The sequence below is a fragment of the Micromonospora radicis genome (genome assembly GCF_003583405.1).
Classification (GTDB): Bacteria; Actinomycetota; Actinomycetes; order Mycobacteriales; family Micromonosporaceae; genus Micromonospora; species Micromonospora radicis.
This window is the reverse complement of record NZ_QXEC01000020.1, coordinates 48,917-65,624: the sequence shown is the minus strand read 5'-3', so window position 1 is coordinate 65,624 and position 16,708 is coordinate 48,917. Positions and strand designations below refer to the sequence as shown.

Sequence of the window (16,708 nt, the reverse complement as noted above, 5' to 3'; positions counted from 1 at the left end):
GGCGTACGATCGCTCGTCGGGGGCAGGAGTGCGGCGGTGGCGTCCGGGCCGGTCCCACTGCCGAGCCTAGTGTGGGGAAGCGCCAATGTCGCGACGTCTGGTCAGTCTGACCCTGGACACCCTGGAGGATCTGCCCCGCCCATGCCGGCAGTGCGTCTACTGGGAGCTTGATCCGGTTTCCGCGGACCGCGCCTGCGCCGCCGGCGACCCCGGCCTGGAGAAGGAGGCGTGGGTCTCGCAGACCCTGCTGGAGTGGGGCTCCTGCGGCAAGCTCGTCTACGTCGACGGCATGCCCGCGGGCTTCGTCATGTACGCGCCGCCGGCCTATGTGCCCCGCTCGATGGCGTTCCCCACCTCACCGGTCTCCGCCGACGCGGTGATGTTGATGACCGCGAACGTGGTGCCTGCCTTCGCCGGCGGCGGCCTGGGCCGGATGCTGGTGCAGGGAGTGGCACGTGATCTCACCAAGCGGGGGATCAAGGCGATCGAGGCGTTCGGTGACGCCAAGTACGGTGACGCCGCCGACCCGACCGGCGCCTGCGTGGCGCCCGCCGACTTCTTCCTCTCGGTCGGCTTCAAGACCGTCCGTCCGCACCCCCGCTACCCCCGACTGCGGCTGGAACTGCGCACCGCGCTGAGTTGGAAGTCGGACGTGGAGTACGCGCTGGAGAAGCTGCTCGGCTCGATGAGCCCCGAGTCGCTGCTACGTCCGGTTCGGCCGACCCCGGCCACCCGATCCACGACCGGTTGAGCCGACCGCTCAGTCGACCATGGTGCCGGCGGCGACCGCCGCCCGCAGTTCGCTCACGTCGATCGAACCGGTGGGCACGTCCCGCTCGATCGGCAGGTACATCCGCTGCACCGCCGCCACGATCGCCTCGACCAGCCTGTCCCTAAACCGGGGGTCGACCAGCCGGCCGCGGTCGGCCGGTGAGGTGAGGTAGCCGACCTCGACCCGTACCGCCGGCATCCGGGTGATCCGCAGCAGGTCCCACGCCTTGGCGTGGGTACGGCAGTCCCGCAGCCCGGTACGCGCCACGATCTCCCGCTGGACCAGGCCGGCGAGCCGCTCTCCGGTCGCCGAGGTGACGCCGTTGTCGGTGCCGTAGTGGTAGGTGGCGACCCCCTCGGCGTCCGGGTTCGCGTGCCCGTCGGTGTGCAGCGAGATGAACACGTCGGCGCCGAGGGAGTTCGCCAACTGTGCCCGGTCGATGTCGGGCAGGCAGGTCTCCGGTGCCGGCCCCCGGGTGAGCTGCACCCGTACGCCCGACGCGGCGAGCCGCCCCTCCAACCGGCTGGCAAGATCGTGCACCAGGTCCGCCTCGGTCCAGCGCAGTGGCCCGTCCGGCACCACCACGCCCGGGTCGGTGCCGCCGTGGCCCGGGTCGATGACCACCGTCCGGCCGACCAGCGTCGGGCCGGACTGCCGGATGGCGTCGGACTCGCGTAGCCACTGCGGGCGGCCGCCGACCACCTTGCGCCCGAGCCGGCGCAGCGCCCCCATGGTGTGTGGGCCGCAGGTGCCGTCCGGGGCCAACCCCACCTCACGCTGGAACTGGGCCACCGCGCGGGCGGTACGCACGCCGTAGATCGCATCGGCCCGGCCGGCGTCGTACCCCATCTCCAGCAGCCGCTCCTGCAACGACCGGACGTCCTCGCCGGTGAGCGGCACCGGGACCGCGTGGTACAGGGTGCGGGCACCGAGGCGCCAGCGGGCGGCGTCGAGGGCCCGCCAGGTCTCCGCGCCCACCCGGCCGTCGACGCTGAGCCCCCGTGACTGCTGGAAGGCACGTACGGCCCGTTCGGTGGCCGCGTCGAACTCGTCGCTGAACGGGCCGGTTGCCTTCGACAGAAGGTCGAGACCGGTCAGCACGGCACGGATCTCGGCCACTGCGGGGCCCCGGTCACCGGAACGGATCGGACGCACGCGCGGCCCCCTCTGCACGGTCGGTGGCTGGCCGGGTCCGTCGGCGGTACGCCACGGCACCGCGACGGAACCCAGGTGGTCACCGGCGTCCGGCGGCCCCGGGTTCGAGGTTATGCGCTGGCGATCCGCCGGGATGCGGAAACGCCTCGACCCCGCGTCGGCGAGTCCGGCGCGGGGTCGAGATGGCTGTCGTGACTGAGGTCAGAGAGCCGATTCGATCAGCTTGACCAGTTCGCCCTTGGGCTTGGCGCCGGCGATCGACTGCACCGGCTCGCCGTTCTTGAAGACCGTGAGGGTCGGCACCGACATCACCCGGTAGGCGCGGGCCGTCTCCGGGTTCTCGTCGATGTTGAGCTTGACGATGCTGACCTGGTCGCCCATCTCGCCGGCGATCTCCTCCAGCAACGGCGACACCTTGCGGCACGGTCCGCACCACTCGGCCCAGAAGTCCACCAGGACCGGCTTGTCGGACTTCAGCACGTCTGCGGCGAAGCTCGCGTCGGTGACCGACTTGGTTGTTCCCACTGTTGACCCTCCTCCTCAGATGTGTCTCGTCAGTCCTTCGGCAGCGTGGCGATGAAACGCTCGGCGTCCAGCGCGGCGGCACAGCCGGTGCCGGCCGCGGTGATGGCCTGCCGGTAGGTGTGGTCGACGAGGTCACCGGCGGCGAAGACGCCCGGGATGCTGGTCCGGGTGCTGGGGGCCTGGACCTTGACGTAACCCTCGTCGTCCAGCTCCACCTGCCCGCGGAACAGCTCGCTGCGCGGGTCGTGGCCGATCGCCACGAAGACGCCGGTGACGTCGAGTTCCTTGGCCTCGCCGGTGTGCACGTTGCGTACCCGTACCCCGGAGACCTTGCCGTCCGCGCCGAGGATCTCCTCGACCACGGTGTTCCACTCGACCTTGATCTTCTCGTTGCCCAGCGCACGCTCGGCCATGATCTTGCTCGCCCGGAACGAGTCCCGGCGGTGGATGATGGTCACCGAGTCGGCGAAGCGGGTCAGGAAGCTGGCCTCCTCCATCGCGGAGTCGCCGCCGCCGACCACCACGATGTGCTGGTTGCGGAAGAAGAAGCCGTCGCAGGTGGCGCAGGAGGAGACGCCGTGGCCCAGGTACTCCTGCTCACCGGGTACGCCCAGCGGGCGCCACGCGGAGCCGGTGGTGAGGATGACCGCCCGGGCCTGGTAGGCGGTCTCGCCGACCCAGACGGTGCTCAGCGCACCCGGGTGACCGGTGTCGACCAACTCGACCCGGGTGACGTCGTCGGTCACGAACTCGGCGCCGAACCGCTCGGCCTGCTTACGCATGTTGTCCATGAGTTCAGGGCCGAGGATGCCGTCCGCGAAACCGGGAAAGTTCTCCACCTCGGTGGTGGTCATCAGCGCGCCGCCGGACTGCACGCCCTCGATGATCAGCGGCTTGAGGTTGGCGCGCGCCGCGTAGACCGCGGCGGTGTAACCGGCCGGCCCGGAGCCGATGATGACCAGGTTGCGGACCTCGTCCACTGCCGTCTCCCAATCGTGTTGACTTCGTCGCCACCGGCACGCGCGCCGATGACGAACCCAGTGCCGACGCGGCGGCAACTGACTTCCAGAACGTCATCGTAGGAACCGGGAATTCCCGAGCCGGTCATCCGGTGGGTCATGTCACGTCGACGGCCAAACGCCCGGTGACCGCGCGGATTCACCCTACCCGCGTACGGTAGCGGGTGTCCGAGCCGGACCCGGGGACACCACACTCCGGCCCGCTGACCCAGGCCCACTGCCCGCCGGTGCCGTCGGTGAAGCGGACCACCAGCGCCGGGAGCCCCTGGAAACGCGCGTACTCGACACCGTCGAAGACCAGCGGCGCGTTGCCGTGTTCGGCATCGATCTCGGCAAGGCAGGCGCTCAGCGCCAGTTGGTCGCCGAGCCGCTCCAGATCACCGGGGCCCGCCAGCCGCCCGCCCTGCGCGCTGATCTCCGGTTCGGCCGTGCCGGGGGACAGCTTCGATGTCGGCGCGGGCTCCACCCGCAGTGCCTCGGTGGTGTAGTCCGTCCCGGTGTGGCGCGGCGGGGTGGCCAGCTGGAACGGGGCGGACGCCGTCACCGGGCCCCGTTCCGGGGAGGCACCCGCCGCCTGCTCGGCGGTGTCCCGCGGCCCGTCGTGGTACGGAGCGACCGGGTTGGTCTCGCTCAGTGCGGTGCTCGCCGAGTCGTCGCCGCTGCGGTTCGGGCCGGACAGTTGCAGGGCACCCAGGCCGACCACCGCCGCGGTGGCGAGGGCGACCGGGGCGGCGACCCGGGCCCACCGGCGCCGCCGTCGACCCGGACGGGTCGGGGTGTCCCGGTCCTGGCCAGGTCGCGGCGCGCCACCGGGGCGTCGTGGCCCGCCGAGCGGCTGGACCGGTACGAGGGACGACTTCGCGTCGTCCGGCGCGAGATCGCCGGTCTGTCCGCTCCCGGCCAACTCCTCGGCGGGCAGCTCGGTGGTGCTGCCCGCCGGATCGGCGGCGTCCAGCGCGGCCAGGATCCGGTCGGTCACCTCCGCCGGCATCTCGGGCGTGGATCCGCCACCCCAGGCGAACAGGTCGGCGCGGACATCGGCGAGCGCCGGGGCCAGTTGCGCGTGGGCCCGCGCCCAGTCCGGATCGTCGGCGACGCGCCGGGCCACCTCGGCCTGCTCCGGGGTGCCGACCAACGCGCCGCCGAGGTAGTCGGCGAGCAGGTCGTGGTCGACCCCGCTGAACTCCTCGGTACTCACGCTTCCTCCTGGTTGGCGTCCGGCCCCCGGGACCGTCCCGACCCCGATCGGACGCCCCGCGCGGCTCTGGGGTTCCCGTGGGTGACTCCCGGCACGTTCGAGACGACGCCGGGCTCCTCGTCGCTGCCGGTGCGCAGGTGTCCGAGTGCGACCGCCAGCCGGGCCCGACCCCGGGCGCAGCGGCTCTTGACCGTCCCCTCGGCGACGCCCAGAATCCGGGCCACCTCGGCGACCGGGTAGCCCTGCACGTCCACCAGCACGAGGGCGGCCCGCTGCTCGACCGGCAGCGCGGCCAGGGCGTCCCGGACCACCATCGCGGTGTCGTGGTCGCGTACCGGTGCGGCCGGTTCGACGCCGCCGACGCCGTCGCCCGGTTCGCGGATCCCGTCCGGCAGCGGGACCGTGGGATGGGTCTGACGCCGCCGGATCCGGTCGAGGCAGGCGTTCACCACGATCCGGTGCAGCCAGGTGGTGACGGCCGCGTCGCCGCGGAACCGGTCCGCGGCACGGTGGGCGGACAACATCGCGTCCTGGAGGGCGTCCGCGGCCTCCTCACGGTCGCCGAGCGTACGCAGGGCAACCGCCCAGAGGCGGTCCCGGTGCCGGCGGAACAGTTGACCGAAGGCGTCCCGGTCACCGGCCACGTGGGCGTGCAGCAGGTCGAGGTCGCTGACCGTCTCGTCCACCACCGCTCCACCCGTCCGGTCCCGACCGGCGGCGCCTCCGTCGCGTACCGCCATCACCAGACCCGCGGCAGATGGCGCTCCGGTCGGGTCCGGGTCATGACCCCTGGACCGTGATCTCCTGGACCCCGAGCTTGTAGCCGCCGTTGCTCTGCGGCAGGTCGGTGATCCAGAACAGCAGGTACCGGTACTTCTGGTCGGCGTCGAAGCCGTTGAACGTCATCGTGGTGCCGTCGTGCTCCTCGAAGGGCTGCCCGATCCGGTTCTTCAGGAAGGCGGTGAGGATCTGCTCGTCGCCCGTTTCGCTGGAGGGAGCTACGGCGGTGCCGGTGAGCAGTTCGGCGGAGGCACCCGGCGTGGAGAGGTTTACCTGCACCGACCGGACGTTGTGCTCGCCGCCGAGGTCGATCCAGACCCCCATGCCCCGCTTGAGGTTGCCGAAGTTGCTGCTGTTCCGGTAGGTCTGGGTCGACCAGCCCTCGTCCTGGTTGCCGTCGAAGACCTTCTCGGCGTCCCGGACCTCGGCCCGGTCCCGGCTGTCGGGGTCGATGATCCGGGCGTCGCTGATCTTCAAGTTCCGGACGGTCGGCGTCGGCGGCTCCTCGGTGGCCGGGGCGCTGGAGCTGGGTGCGGCGACCGGCTCGGCCTGCGGGTTCTCCTCGTCGCCGCCGAGTGCGCTGATGCCGACGAGCAGACCGACCAGGGCGACCACGAGCAGACCGGCGATGCCGAGGGCGACCTTGCGGCCACCCGCGGCGGCCAGCGGCGACGGCTCGTCACCGGTCTCCGCGGCGAAGCGCAACGGCCCGCTGTTGTCGAGGTAGTCCTCGTCGGGCACGTCGAGTCGGGCCAACTCCGCCGCCAGCACGTCCGACGAAGGCGGCGCGACCTCGCCGTCGAGCAGGTCCATCGTGAGGTCGTCGAGGTAGGCGGGCACGCCCGCCCGGACCTGACGTGGCGCCGCCGCCGCGCCACCGGCGTCGCGTACCGCGTCGGGGATGGCTGCCCGGCCGTGCCCGGCGGTGGCACCCCGCAGCGGTGCCTCGGTGTGCGGCCAGTGGCCGGTCAGGGCGAAGTAGAGGAGACCGCCGACGGCCCGGACGTCGCTCTCCTGGCTGTCGGCGCCGTCGGTACGGGCGTCGGCCAGTACCACCCGGCCGTCATCGCTGATCATCACCGTGCCGGGATGCACGTTGCCGTGCACCATCCCGGTGGCGTGCACCGCGGCCAGCGCACTGGCCACGGCGTTGCCGACCGCGGTGGCCCGGCCGGCGTCCAGCGGGCCGCTCGTCACCATCTCCCGCAGCGACTGGCCGTCGACCCACTCGCGCACCACGTAGGCCCGCTCGTCCTCGTCGATCGCGTCGTAGACCCCGACCAGGTTGGGGTGGATGACCCGGCTCGCGGCGACGGCGGCCTGCAGCATCTCGGTGGCCGAGTCGCCGCCCGGGTAGCGCATCACGACCGCGACGGGTCGGCGCAGCACGACATCGACACCGCGCCAGACCAGCCGGCCGGCGCTGTCGTTGTTGATGTGCTCGACCAGTTCGTAACGTTCGGCGAGGACCTCACCGGCCGTCGGAGCACCGAAGGTCATGACCGGCGGAGTGGTCTCGTCCGCGTCCTGACCCTCGCCGACCTGGGTCACCCGTCCTCCCTCGGTGATCTTGTCGATCGATGGACCCGCGCTGCTGGGCATGTGACTTCCCGCTCCGCCTTCGTCTGGCACGGGTCGACCGGTCCCGGCATCCACGCGCCGGTGCCTGTCGTACCCGTCGAGAGCGACCTTACCTGGGTTGGCCGTCTCCCCGACATGTCATCTTCCCGCCGTGACCGACGGAGGAGTTCGCAGTAGTGCGGCCTCATCCGGTTGCGCCCGTTGTCAGCCCCCATGCCGGTACATGTACCAGCCAATCTAGAGGCTGCCGACAACCAGCCGTCGCCGGGGCGGTGCGGGCTGTGCTGGCGGGTCAGTGGCGGTCCAGGTGCCAGCCGAGTTCCCGTCGATCGGCTGACCATGCTCAGCCGTCCGGTTGGTTATCCACAGGCCGACCCGGTAGGTGAGCGGCGACGCGCGGAGTTATCCACAGGCGCATCCCCAGCCTGGTGATCCTCGGTCACGCTCGGTGCGTGCCCGAGGTTCAGCGGCCGAGCCGGCGGCGGACCATGCCGACCACCTCGGTGATCTCGGAGATCCGTAGCACCATCGCCAGGCCGAGATAGCTGCCGCCGATCACCGCACCGCCCACCACCAGCTGCACGAAGGCCGCCGTCCAGGTCGGCGTGTCGCCACCGGGCAACAGGGCGACCACCAGCAGGCCGACCAGGGCGGCGCCGAGCGCGGCGACGGCCACCCGGCCGAGCGTACGCAGGATCGCGCCCAGCCCGATCCGACCCACCCGGGGGCGCAGCAGCCAGGCCGAGGCGATGGCCGCGGCCAGGTAGGAGACGGTGTTGCCGATCATCATCCCGGCGCCCGCGAAGCTCGCCGAGAAGACCAGGAAGAGCGCGATCTGCACGCCGACCCGCAGCGCCACCACCGGGATGTTGATCAGGGCCGGCAGCCGGGTGTCCGGCAGCGCGTAGAAGGCGAAGGTGAACAGCTGACTGATCGCGAACGGGACCAGCCCGATCGCGGCGACCAGCAGCACGGTCGAGGTGGCGACCGCGTTGTCCGCGGTGAAGGCCCCGTAACGGAAGACCACCACCGAGATCGGGGTGGCCAGCACCGCGTAGCAGACCGCGATCGGGGCGAGCACGGCGCTGACGGTCCGCGTACCCCGGCTCAGGTCGCTGGTGAAGTCGCGGAACCGGCCGTCGGCCGCGGCGGCGCTCATCCGGGGCATCAGCGCCGTGATGATCGAGACGGCGATGATGCCGTGCGCCATCATCAGCAGCAGGAAGACGTTGTTGTAGATCAGCAGGCCGGCGTTCTCCTCGCCCGCCGCCCGGGTGAGCAGGTTGACCACCACGAAGAGGCCGAGCTGGTTGACCGCCACGTAGCAGAACATCCAGCCGCCGAGCCGGGCCAGCTCGCGCAGCCCGAGTTCCCGGAAGTCGAACCGCAGCTTCCACCGGAAGCCGACCTTGCGCAGCGCCGGCAGCAGGCCGGCGGTCTGCACCGCGACGCCGAGCAGCGTCCCCCCACCGATCAGGAGGACCTGGTTCAGCCCCACGTCGGCGGGCTGCCGGGCCTGGGCACCGAAGATGACGATGTACGTGCCGAAGGTGGCGATGGCGACCAGATTGTTCAGGATGGGCGCCCACATCGGTGCCGCGAAGTGGCCCCGAGTGTTCAGGATGGCCGCGATCAGCGCGCTGATGCCGGTGAAGAAGAGCATCGGCAGCATCAGGTACGACAACCGGGTGACCAGGCCGGTGTACGCCGGGTCCTTGCCGCTGGCATAGAGGCTGGTGAGCACCGATGCCCCGCTCACCGCGATCAGCACGGTCACGGCGAGCGCGACCACCGCCAGGGTCAACAGCCGCTGCGCGTACGCCTGGCCCCGATCCGAGTCCAGCTTGCTCCGGCGGACCAGCACCGGGATGAGCACGCTGGTCAGGATGCCGCCGAGGAGGAACTCGTACACCTGCTGCGGCAGGAACATGGCGGTGGTGAAGACGTTGCCGATCAGGTTGCCGAGCGCCGCGCCGATCATGAGGTTCCGGAGGAAGCCCGTACCCCGGCTGACCAGGCTGCCGATCGCCATGATCGCGCTGTTGGCGGCGACGCTGCTCTCCGCCACCTGCTCCTGCGGCGGTGCGACCGCCTCGGCCGCCGGCTGGTTCAACGGTTCGGCGGAGATGAACGTGGCACCGTCGCCGGGCCGGCCGCCGGGCGCGCCGCCCTGTCCGGCGTTCGCGCTGCGGTAGAGCCCGCCGCTCATCTGTGCCTCCAAGGAATACGCGGAGCCCGCACCGGCCCGCACGCCACAGACCTTAGTCAACCCCGCCCCGTTACCCGCGCCCGGCGGAGGAGATGCCGGTCAGGACCGATAGGCTGCTGCTCCGATGTCCGAAGCCGCCGCATCCCACGCCACCGACCGCCGCGAACTCACCGCCGCGCAGCGCAACGCCGTCGCCGAACTGCTCCGGGTCTCCCCGGTCGCCGACGAGTTGGGCCGCCGCTTCGCCGCCGCCGGTCACGAACTGCACCTCGTGGGCGGTTCGGTACGCGACGCCCTGCTCGGCCGGCTCGGCGAGGATCTCGACTTCTGCACCGACGCGCACCCCGATCAGACGCTGGGCATCGTGCGCGGCTGGGCCGAGGCGATCTGGGAGACCGGCCGCGAGTTCGGCACCATCGGCTGCCAGCGCGACGGCCTGCGTCTGGAGATCACCACCTTCCGTGCCGAGTCCTACGACCAGGTGAGCCGGAACCCGGTGGTCGAGTACGGCACCAGCCTGACCGAGGACCTGCGGCGGCGGGACTTCACCATCAACGCGATGGCGGTGAGCCTGCCCGAGCACCGGTTCACCGACCCGTACGGCGGCCTGGCGGACCTGGCCGCGAAGGTGGTGCGTACCCCCGGCACCCCCGCCGAGTCGTTCGGTGACGATCCGCTGCGGATGCTGCGGGCCGCCCGCTTCGCCGCGCAGCTGCGCTTCGCGGTCCACCCGGACGTACACGCGGCGATGGCCCGGATGGCGACGGACCTGGACCGGATCACCGCCGAGCGGATCCGTGACGAGTTCACCAAGCTGCTCACCGCGTCCGATCCCATCACCGGCCTGCGGCTGCTGGTCGACACCGGGCTGGCGGAGCGTTTCCTGCCCGAGCTGACCGGCCTCAAGCTGGAGATCGACGAGCACGCCCAGCACAAGGACGTCTACGAGCACACGCTCACGGTGGTGCATAACGCGATCTCGTACGAGGAGGACGGGCCGGACTTCGTCCTGCGGATGGCCGCGCTGATGCACGACGTCGGCAAGCCGGCGACCAAGGCGGTCGGTCCGGACGGGCGGGTCAGCTTCCACCACCACGAGGTGGTCGGCGCCCGGCTGACCAAGGCGCGGATGAAGGCGCTGCGCTATCCGAAGGACGTGACCGCCAAGGTTACCGCGCTGGTCGCGCTGCACCTGCGGTTCTACGGGTACGGCCGGGGCGAGTGGACCGACTCGGCGGTACGCCGGTACGTCACCGACGCCGGTGACCTGCTGTCCCGGCTACACAAGCTGACCCGGTCGGACTGCACCACCCGGAACCGTCGTAAGGCGGCCCAGCTCGCGGCGGACTACGACGCCCTGGAGGAGCGGATCGCCCGGATCGCCGCCGAGGAGGATCTGGCGCGGGTCCGTCCCGACCTCGACGGCAACGCGATCATGGAGCTGCTCGGCGTACCGCCGGGTCCGCTCGTCGGGCGGGCCTGGAAGTTCCTGAAGGACCTGCGGCTGGAGCGTGGGCCGCTGGACCGCGACACCGCCGAGGCCGAACTGCTGCGCTGGGCCCGCGAAGAGGGCATCGGCGGCTGACCGGCGCCGCCACCCGTCCTACCGCCGTATCCACCGTGGTCCGTTGCGTCCCGGCGCCGCTACGACGAAACGCCGACGTTTCGGCCGAACGGTTGACCCGGATCGTTGCCTGCTCATTCATGATGTTGAAGCGTCTCTGCTCGCCGTCAGCTGCTGAAGCGGAGCGTTTCCATTGTCCGTCCGACCGTCCGATGGGCACGGTCGACGACCAACGGGGAGACCACCTAGTGAAACGCCGTGGCGTACTGCGCCGCTCGGCGGCGGCGGGGCTCGCCCTCGCCACCGCCTCCTCCATCCTCACCGTCGCCTCCGGCGGTGCCGCGATGGCCACCCCCGCCGACCAGCCGCGCGCCGACAGTCTGGGTACCGAGGTGCGCGGCATCGAGGGCAGTGATATCGTGCCCGGCCGCTACATCGTCGTGCTCAAGGACAGCCGGGCCAGCTACAGCTCGGTCCGGGCGCTCGCCTCGACCCTCAGCAAGCACAGTGGTGGCACCGTCCGGCAGGTGTTCGACCGGGCCATCACCGGCTACTCGGCCGCGATGAACCAGGGGCAGGCGGCGAAGTTGGCCGCGCACCCCGCCGTCGCCTACGTGGAGCCGGTCCGTCGCTACTCGGCCAGCGGCACCCAGAGCAGCCCGCCGTCGTGGGGCCTGGACCGGATCGACCAGGCCTCGGCGAAGCTGAACAAGACCTACAAGTACCCGAACACCGGTAGCAAGGTGACGGTGTACGTCCTGGACACCGGCATCAACATCAAGCACCAGGACTTCGGCGGCCGGGCCAGCCTCGGCTTCGACGCCTTCGCACCGCCGCCGGTGGACCCGCCCGTCGACCCGCCGGTGGACCCGCCCACCGATCCGCCGGTGGAGCCGGAGCCCGAGCCGACCGACCCGCCCACGGGTACGGTCGGCGGCGCCGCCAACGGTGACTGCGACGGTCACGGCACGCACGTGGCCGGCACCATCGGCGGTACCAAGTACGGCGTCGCCAAGGGCGTGAAGCTCGTCGCCGTACGGGTGCTGGACTGTGACGGCGAGGGCGACACCGAGCAGATCGTCGCCGGCATCGACTGGGTCACCGACAACGCGCAGAAGCCGGCCGTGGCGAACATGAGCCTCGGCGGCGCACCGTCCAAGGCGATCGACGACGCGGTGAAGCGTTCGATCAACTCCGGTATCACCTACGCGATCGCCGCCGGCAACGGGAACTACGACCGATACGGCAACCTCATCGACCACGACGCCTGCAAGGCGTCGCCGGCCCGGGTGCCGGACGCGATCACCGTGGGCGCGACCGACCGGGTCGACATGCGGGCCCGGTTCTCGAACGCCGGCAAGTGCCTCGACGTGTTCGCCCCCGGCGTGAGCATCGTCTCGGCGCGGCACGACAACAACACCGGCAGCGTGGCGTTCAACGGCACCTCGATGGCCGCCCCGCACGTCGCCGGTGCGGCGGCCCTGCTGCTGCACAGCAACCCGAGCTGGAAGCCGAAGCAGGTCCGCGACCGCATCGTCACCACCGGCATCGCCGGGGCGGTCTACGACACGAAGGGTTCCATCGACCGGCTGCTGACGGTCGGCTCGGTCACCCCGGCCCGCAGCGGCTTCGGCTTCAAGGCCAGCTCCAACGGCAAGTTCGTCACCGCCGCCAGCACCAAGAAGGCGTTGGTCAACAACGGCAAGAGCCTGGGCACCGCGCAGCGGTACGACATCGTCAACGCCGGCGGCGGCCTGGTGGCGCTGCGCTCCAAGTCGACCGGCCGGTACGTGGTCGCGCCGAGCAAGGGCACCAAGCCGCTGATCGCCAGCCACAAGACGATCGTCACGTCGGCGAAGTTCACCATCGTGAACCACACCGACGGTCGGGTCAGCCTCAAGGCCAAGATCAATGGCAAGTACGTCACCGCGCCGAAGTCCGGCACCTCGACGTTGAAGGCCAGCAAGACCAGCGTCGGCACCTCGGAGAAGTTCAACATCGAGGCGCCGCCCCCGGTGATCAGCATCAAGTCCAAGGCCAGCGGCAAGTTCGTCGTGGCCGGCACCAAGCCGCTGATCGCCAGCAGCAAGACGGTCACCAAGTCGGCGAAGTTCCAGATCGTCAACGTCGGCAACGGCTGGTTCGGCCTGAAGGCCGTGGCCAACGGCAAGTACGTGACCACGCCGAGCAAGGGCACCAAGCCGCTGATCGCCAGTGCCAAGGGCATCGGCTTCTGGGAGCAGTTCCTGTACATCTCGTACAACAGGGACGGCACCGTCTTCCTGATGGGCGGGGAATACAAGGCGGTCTCCGCCGGCTCGGCCGGCACCAAGCAGCTGATCGCGAACAAGAACCCGGAGGGGAAGCTCGGCAACGGCGAGCGGTTCACCATCTCGGCCGCCTGAGCACCGCACCGCACCAACCGGCGCCCGCCGGAGCACCCGAGTTCTCGGGACGCTCCGGCGGGCGCCGCCCGTTTCGCGCAGCCCGTGGTCACGTCCGGTCCCGGGCCCGTGGTCGCCTCCGGTCTCGGGCCCGTGGTCGCCTCCGGTCTCGGGCCCGTGGTCACGTCCGGTCCCGGCCCGGGGTGGCACGAACCGCCGGTACACCGCGGGATGGCCGACGGGGGACAATGGCGGGATGCGTTGGACGGTGCTCGACGACTCGCCGATCGGAACGTTCTCCGTCGCCACCGACGGCGACGGCGTGTGCGGGGCGCACTTCGGCCCGGTGGCGGGGGCCGCCGAGGTGCCGGGTGACGAGGTGTCACGGCGGGCGGTGGCGGAGCTGCGGGCGTACTTCACCGGGGAGTTGACCGAGTTCGGTGTGCCGATCAACGTGCCGCGCGGGTCGGAGTTCGAGCGGGCGGTGTGGCGGGAGATGACCCGCATTCCGTACGGCGAGACGTTGACCTACGGCGAGGTGGCCCGGCGGGTGGGCGATCCCGGCGCGGCCCGCGCGGTCGGGGTGGCCTGCAACCGCAATCCGATCCCGGTCGTCGTGCCGTGTCACCGCATCATCGGAGCGGGCGGGAAGCTGGTCGGCTTCGGCGGCGGCCTGGACCGCAAGGTCAAGCTGCTGGAGCTGGAGGCTGGGGTAGCCCTACGACAGGCCTGGTCCTAACCCACCCACCCCACCCCCATCTCCGCGTTGATCATGAGGTTAGCGGCGAAGTTGATCTCTGCGGTGCCGCTAACCTCATGATCAACGCGGTGGGGTGTTCCCGGGCTGGGCACCGGCGACCCGCCGTACCTGGAGATGTCGAACTGAGGCGAGAGACGGCGAGGGCCGGGTCCGTACGGACCCGGCCCTCGCCGGTGCTGATGCTCAGCGCGTCAGCGCTCGACCTCGCCGGCGATGAACGCCTCGACGGCGGCGTGCGCGTCGTGGTCGGCGTACTGCACGGGCGGGGACTTCATGAAGTACGACGAGGCCGACAGGATCGGACCACCGATCTTCCGGTCCAGGGCGATCTTCGCGGCCCGGACGGCGTCGATGATCACGCCCGCCGAGTTCGGGGAGTCCCACACCTCGAGCTTGAGCTCGGCGTTGAGCGGGGTGTCACCGAACGAACGGCCCTCCAGGCGGATGTAGGCCCACTTGCGGTCGTCCAGCCACGGCACGTGGTCCGACGGGCCGATGTGCACGTCGCTCTTGGCCATCTCGTGCGGCACCTGGGAGGTCACCGACTGGGTCTTCGAAATCTTCTTCGAGACCAGGCGGTTGCGCTCCAGCATGTTCATGAAGTCCATGTTGCCGCCGAAGTTGAGCTGGTACGTGCGCAGCAGCTCGACACCGCGGTCCTCGAAGAGCTTCGCCAGTGCCCGGTGCACGATGGTCGCGCCGACCTGGCTCTTGATGTCGTCACCGACGATCGGCAGGCCGGCGTCGGTGAACTTCTGCGCCCACTCCGGGTCGGAGGCGATGAAGACCGGCAGGGCGTTGACGAACGCGCAGCCGGCGTCGATGGCGGCCTGGGCGTAGAACTTGTCGGCCTGCTCCGAGCCCACCGGCAGGTAGGAGACGACGACGTCGACCTGCGCGTCGCGCAGCGCCTTGGCCACGTCGACCGGCTCGGCGTCCGACTCCTCGACGATCTCACGGTAGTACTGGCCGAGACCGTCGAAGGTCGGGCCGCGCTGCACGGTGACGCCGGTCGGCGGTACGTCGCAGAGCTTGATGGTGTTGTTCTCGCTGGCGACGATCGCCTCCGCGAGGTCCATGCCCACCTTCTTGGCGTCGACATCGAACGCCGCGACGAACTGCACGTCCGAGACGTGGTAGTCGCCGAAGGTGACGTGCATGAGACCCGGGACGCGGTCGTTCGGGTCGGCGTTCCGGTAGTACTCGACGCCCTGGATCAGGGACGAGGCGCAGTTACCCACACCGACGATGGCGACGCGAACGGAGCCCATCGCGTGTGCCTCCTTCTTCTCTGTCACGGCCGCTCATTCCTGGACTCTCCAGGCGGAGGCGGGCTGTTGTCTTCTCGTCGGCCGCCGGCCGTCCCGTCGTCCGGGACCGTCGGGGCACGGCCGGAGCGCTCGTTGGCGATGAGCTCCTCCAGCCAGCGGACCTCACGCTCACAGGCCTCCAGGCCGTGGCGCTGAAGCTCCAGCGTGTACGCGTCGAGGCGCTCGGCCGCCCGGCCCAGCATGTCGCGAAGTCCTTCGCGGCGTTCCTCGATCGTGCGTCGGCGACCTTCCAGGATTCGAAGTCGGGTCGCCCGGTCGGTACGGGAAAAGAACGCGAAGTGCACGCCGAAACCGGTGTCGCCGTACGTCTCCGGCCCGGTCTGTGCGATGAGTTGGGCGAAGCGTTCCTTACCCTCCGCGGTGATGGTGTAGACCACCCGACCTCGTCGGCTGGTCAGCGCGGGAACCTCCTCGGCGGTGGCGGATGTCTCGGCGGCCTCGGTGATCCAGCCTGCCGCCTGCAGGCGGCGCAGGGTCGGGTAGAGCGAGCCGTAGCTGATGGCTGCCCGGATCGCCCCGAGTTTGGCGGTAAGCTCCTTGCGCAGCTCGTAGCCATGCATCGGGGCCTCCTGCAACAGGCCCAGGATGGCCAGTTCGAGCATCAGCCATCCTCCCATTACCCTGTGCGTGGACCGCTAACCACCGCGATGTATCGGACCGATACATCGCACCGTAGCGGCTCGCCCGAGCCGGGGCAAACCCCCGGTACGCGGTGCCGCGATCACAGATCGTCACGGTGGTCGCCTCGCCTGACTAGACCGCGTACCCTTTGCCGCATGCGTACGCAGCGCCAGGTCGTCGACTACTCGCTCCGAAAGCGAGCGGCGCTGCGTGAACTTCTCGCCGGGCGTGCCAGCACCCATGACCTGTGTGACGCGTCCCCGTACCTGAAGAACGCGGCCCGCTTCCACGGCGAGCCGACCGACCAGCGTTGTCCGATCTGCCGGAGCGAGAACCTCACCCGCGTCCACTACATTTACGGGGACGAACTCAAGCAGTCCGCGGGCCAGGCCCGCACGCTGGCCGAATTGTCCGTGCTGGCGATGACGCTGCGTGAGTTCCAGGTCTTCGTGGTGGAGGTGTGCCTCGGCTGTGACTGGAACCATCTCGTCGAGCAGTACCTGCTCGGCCGGGACGGGTTGACCGATGGTCCGGACGGCGAGTCCGAGCATGAAACGGTGAGCGGGGTTGCCGCCGCTGTTGGAGCAGGTGCTCGACGAAGGCGAGAGGCGCAACGGTGATTCGAGCTCGATCGGCCGACCCCGGCCGGGAGGTATCCGACCGGGGAAACCGACGGCTCGTAGGTCTGATTAGTCCGAATGATTCGGATCTGATGCCCGACTCCACGGCGCTCCCCTGCCGGGTTCCCGGGTGTCACAACTCACGGCAAACCGGTGGCGGCGCAACCACGCCCCACCGCGACGGCAGGG

Annotated in this window: 14 protein-coding genes; 5 read left to right on the top strand and 9 right to left on the bottom strand. The window is 70.5% G+C overall.

Features of this window, described 5'->3' with window-relative positions:
- Positions 1-85: 85 nt before the first annotated feature.
- Positions 86-751 (top strand): GNAT family N-acetyltransferase, encoded by a 666-nt coding sequence (locus D2L64_RS19765; protein ID WP_119578693.1) that lies wholly within the window; start codon positions 86-88, stop codon positions 749-751.
- A 9-nt stretch (positions 752-760) separates the two neighbouring features.
- Here the strand turns inward: D2L64_RS19765 and D2L64_RS19760 are convergent, their stop codons facing one another.
- The 7 genes from D2L64_RS19760 to murJ form a co-directional block, all read right to left on the bottom strand.
- Complete coding sequence (locus tag D2L64_RS19760) at positions 761-1,927, bottom strand: N-acetylmuramoyl-L-alanine amidase (RefSeq protein WP_119578692.1); 1,167 nt, start codon at positions 1,925-1,927, stop codon at positions 761-763.
- Between the two features lie 201 nt (positions 1,928-2,128).
- Positions 2,129-2,452: a thioredoxin gene (gene trxA, locus D2L64_RS19755; RefSeq protein ID WP_099848417.1), complete on the bottom strand. Its 324-nt coding sequence runs from the start codon at positions 2,450-2,452 to the stop codon at positions 2,129-2,131.
- Between the two features lie 29 nt (positions 2,453-2,481).
- Positions 2,482-3,432 (bottom strand): thioredoxin-disulfide reductase, encoded by a 951-nt coding sequence (trxB, locus tag D2L64_RS19750; RefSeq protein WP_119578691.1) that lies wholly within the window; start codon positions 3,430-3,432, stop codon positions 2,482-2,484.
- Positions 3,433-3,610: 178 nt separating this feature from the next.
- On the bottom strand, positions 3,611-4,669 hold the full coding sequence (locus D2L64_RS19745) for a hypothetical protein (RefSeq protein ID WP_119578690.1): 1,059 nt from the start codon (positions 4,667-4,669) through the stop codon (positions 3,611-3,613).
- The gene (sigM, locus tag D2L64_RS19740) at positions 4,666-5,409 is read right to left on the bottom strand and encodes an RNA polymerase sigma factor SigM (RefSeq protein WP_119578689.1); all 744 of its coding nucleotides are present in this window, start codon (positions 5,407-5,409) and stop codon (positions 4,666-4,668) included. The genes D2L64_RS19745 and sigM overlap by 4 nt, the downstream gene beginning before the upstream one ends.
- 40 nt (positions 5,410-5,449) lie before the next feature.
- Positions 5,450-7,051: a protein kinase family protein gene (locus D2L64_RS19735; RefSeq protein ID WP_119578688.1), complete on the bottom strand. Its 1,602-nt coding sequence runs from the start codon at positions 7,049-7,051 to the stop codon at positions 5,450-5,452.
- A 442-nt stretch (positions 7,052-7,493) separates the two neighbouring features.
- Entirely contained in the window at positions 7,494-9,239 is a 1,746-nt protein-coding gene (gene murJ, locus D2L64_RS19730) for a murein biosynthesis integral membrane protein MurJ (protein WP_119578687.1), read from the bottom strand.
- A gap of 124 nt (positions 9,240-9,363) precedes the next feature.
- Between murJ and D2L64_RS19725 the strand changes: the two genes are divergently transcribed.
- The 3 genes from D2L64_RS19725 to D2L64_RS19715 all read left to right on the top strand — a co-directional run bounded on the left by D2L64_RS19725 (position 9,364) and on the right by D2L64_RS19715 (position 13,926).
- Positions 9,364-10,824 (top strand): CCA tRNA nucleotidyltransferase, encoded by a 1,461-nt coding sequence (locus D2L64_RS19725; RefSeq protein WP_119578686.1) that lies wholly within the window; start codon positions 9,364-9,366, stop codon positions 10,822-10,824.
- A 227-nt stretch (positions 10,825-11,051) separates the two neighbouring features.
- The gene (locus D2L64_RS19720) at positions 11,052-13,208 is read left to right on the top strand and encodes a S8 family serine peptidase (protein WP_119578685.1); all 2,157 of its coding nucleotides are present in this window, start codon (positions 11,052-11,054) and stop codon (positions 13,206-13,208) included.
- A 235-nt stretch (positions 13,209-13,443) separates the two neighbouring features.
- Positions 13,444-13,926, top strand: a complete 483-nt coding sequence (locus D2L64_RS19715; RefSeq protein ID WP_119578684.1) for a methylated-DNA--[protein]-cysteine S-methyltransferase — start codon at positions 13,444-13,446, stop codon at positions 13,924-13,926.
- A 212-nt stretch (positions 13,927-14,138) separates the two neighbouring features.
- Here D2L64_RS19715 and D2L64_RS19710 read toward each other — a convergent pair whose 3' ends face one another.
- Both D2L64_RS19710 and D2L64_RS19705 read right to left on the bottom strand, forming a co-directional pair.
- On the bottom strand, positions 14,139-15,218 hold the full coding sequence (locus D2L64_RS19710) for an inositol-3-phosphate synthase (protein ID WP_119578683.1): 1,080 nt from the start codon (positions 15,216-15,218) through the stop codon (positions 14,139-14,141).
- A 23-nt stretch (positions 15,219-15,241) separates the two neighbouring features.
- Entirely contained in the window at positions 15,242-15,880 is a 639-nt protein-coding gene (locus D2L64_RS19705; protein WP_119578681.1) for a PadR family transcriptional regulator, read from the bottom strand.
- Positions 15,881-16,054: 174 nt separating this feature from the next.
- Here D2L64_RS19705 and D2L64_RS19700 point away from each other — a divergent pair, with 174 nt between their 5' ends.
- Entirely contained in the window at positions 16,055-16,519 is a 465-nt protein-coding gene (locus D2L64_RS19700) for a DUF5318 domain-containing protein (protein ID WP_119578679.1), read from the top strand.
- Positions 16,520-16,708 lie beyond the last annotated feature (189 nt).

Excerpts from the sequence above, each read along its gene's own strand:
- sigM (WP_119578689.1), bottom strand. The coding sequence starts at position 5,409 with ATGGCGGTACGCGACGGAGGCGCCGCCGGTCGGGACCGGACGGGTGGA.
- D2L64_RS19710 (WP_119578683.1), bottom strand. The coding sequence starts at position 15,218 with ATGGGCTCCGTTCGCGTCGCCATCGTCGGTGTGGGTAACTGCGCCTCG.
- D2L64_RS19765 (WP_119578693.1), top strand. The coding sequence starts at position 86 with ATGTCGCGACGTCTGGTCAGTCTGACCCTGGACACCCTGGAGGATCTG.
- D2L64_RS19705 (WP_119578681.1), bottom strand. The coding sequence starts at position 15,880 with ATGCTCGAACTGGCCATCCTGGGCCTGTTGCAGGAGGCCCCGATGCAT.
- D2L64_RS19735 (WP_119578688.1), bottom strand. The coding sequence starts at position 7,051 with ATGCCCAGCAGCGCGGGTCCATCGATCGACAAGATCACCGAGGGAGGA.
- D2L64_RS19725 (WP_119578686.1), top strand. The coding sequence starts at position 9,364 with ATGTCCGAAGCCGCCGCATCCCACGCCACCGACCGCCGCGAACTCACC.
- D2L64_RS19700 (WP_119578679.1), top strand. The coding sequence starts at position 16,055 with ATGCGTACGCAGCGCCAGGTCGTCGACTACTCGCTCCGAAAGCGAGCG.
- murJ (WP_119578687.1), bottom strand. The coding sequence starts at position 9,239 with ATGAGCGGCGGGCTCTACCGCAGCGCGAACGCCGGACAGGGCGGCGCG.
- D2L64_RS19715 (WP_119578684.1), top strand. The coding sequence starts at position 13,444 with ATGCGTTGGACGGTGCTCGACGACTCGCCGATCGGAACGTTCTCCGTC.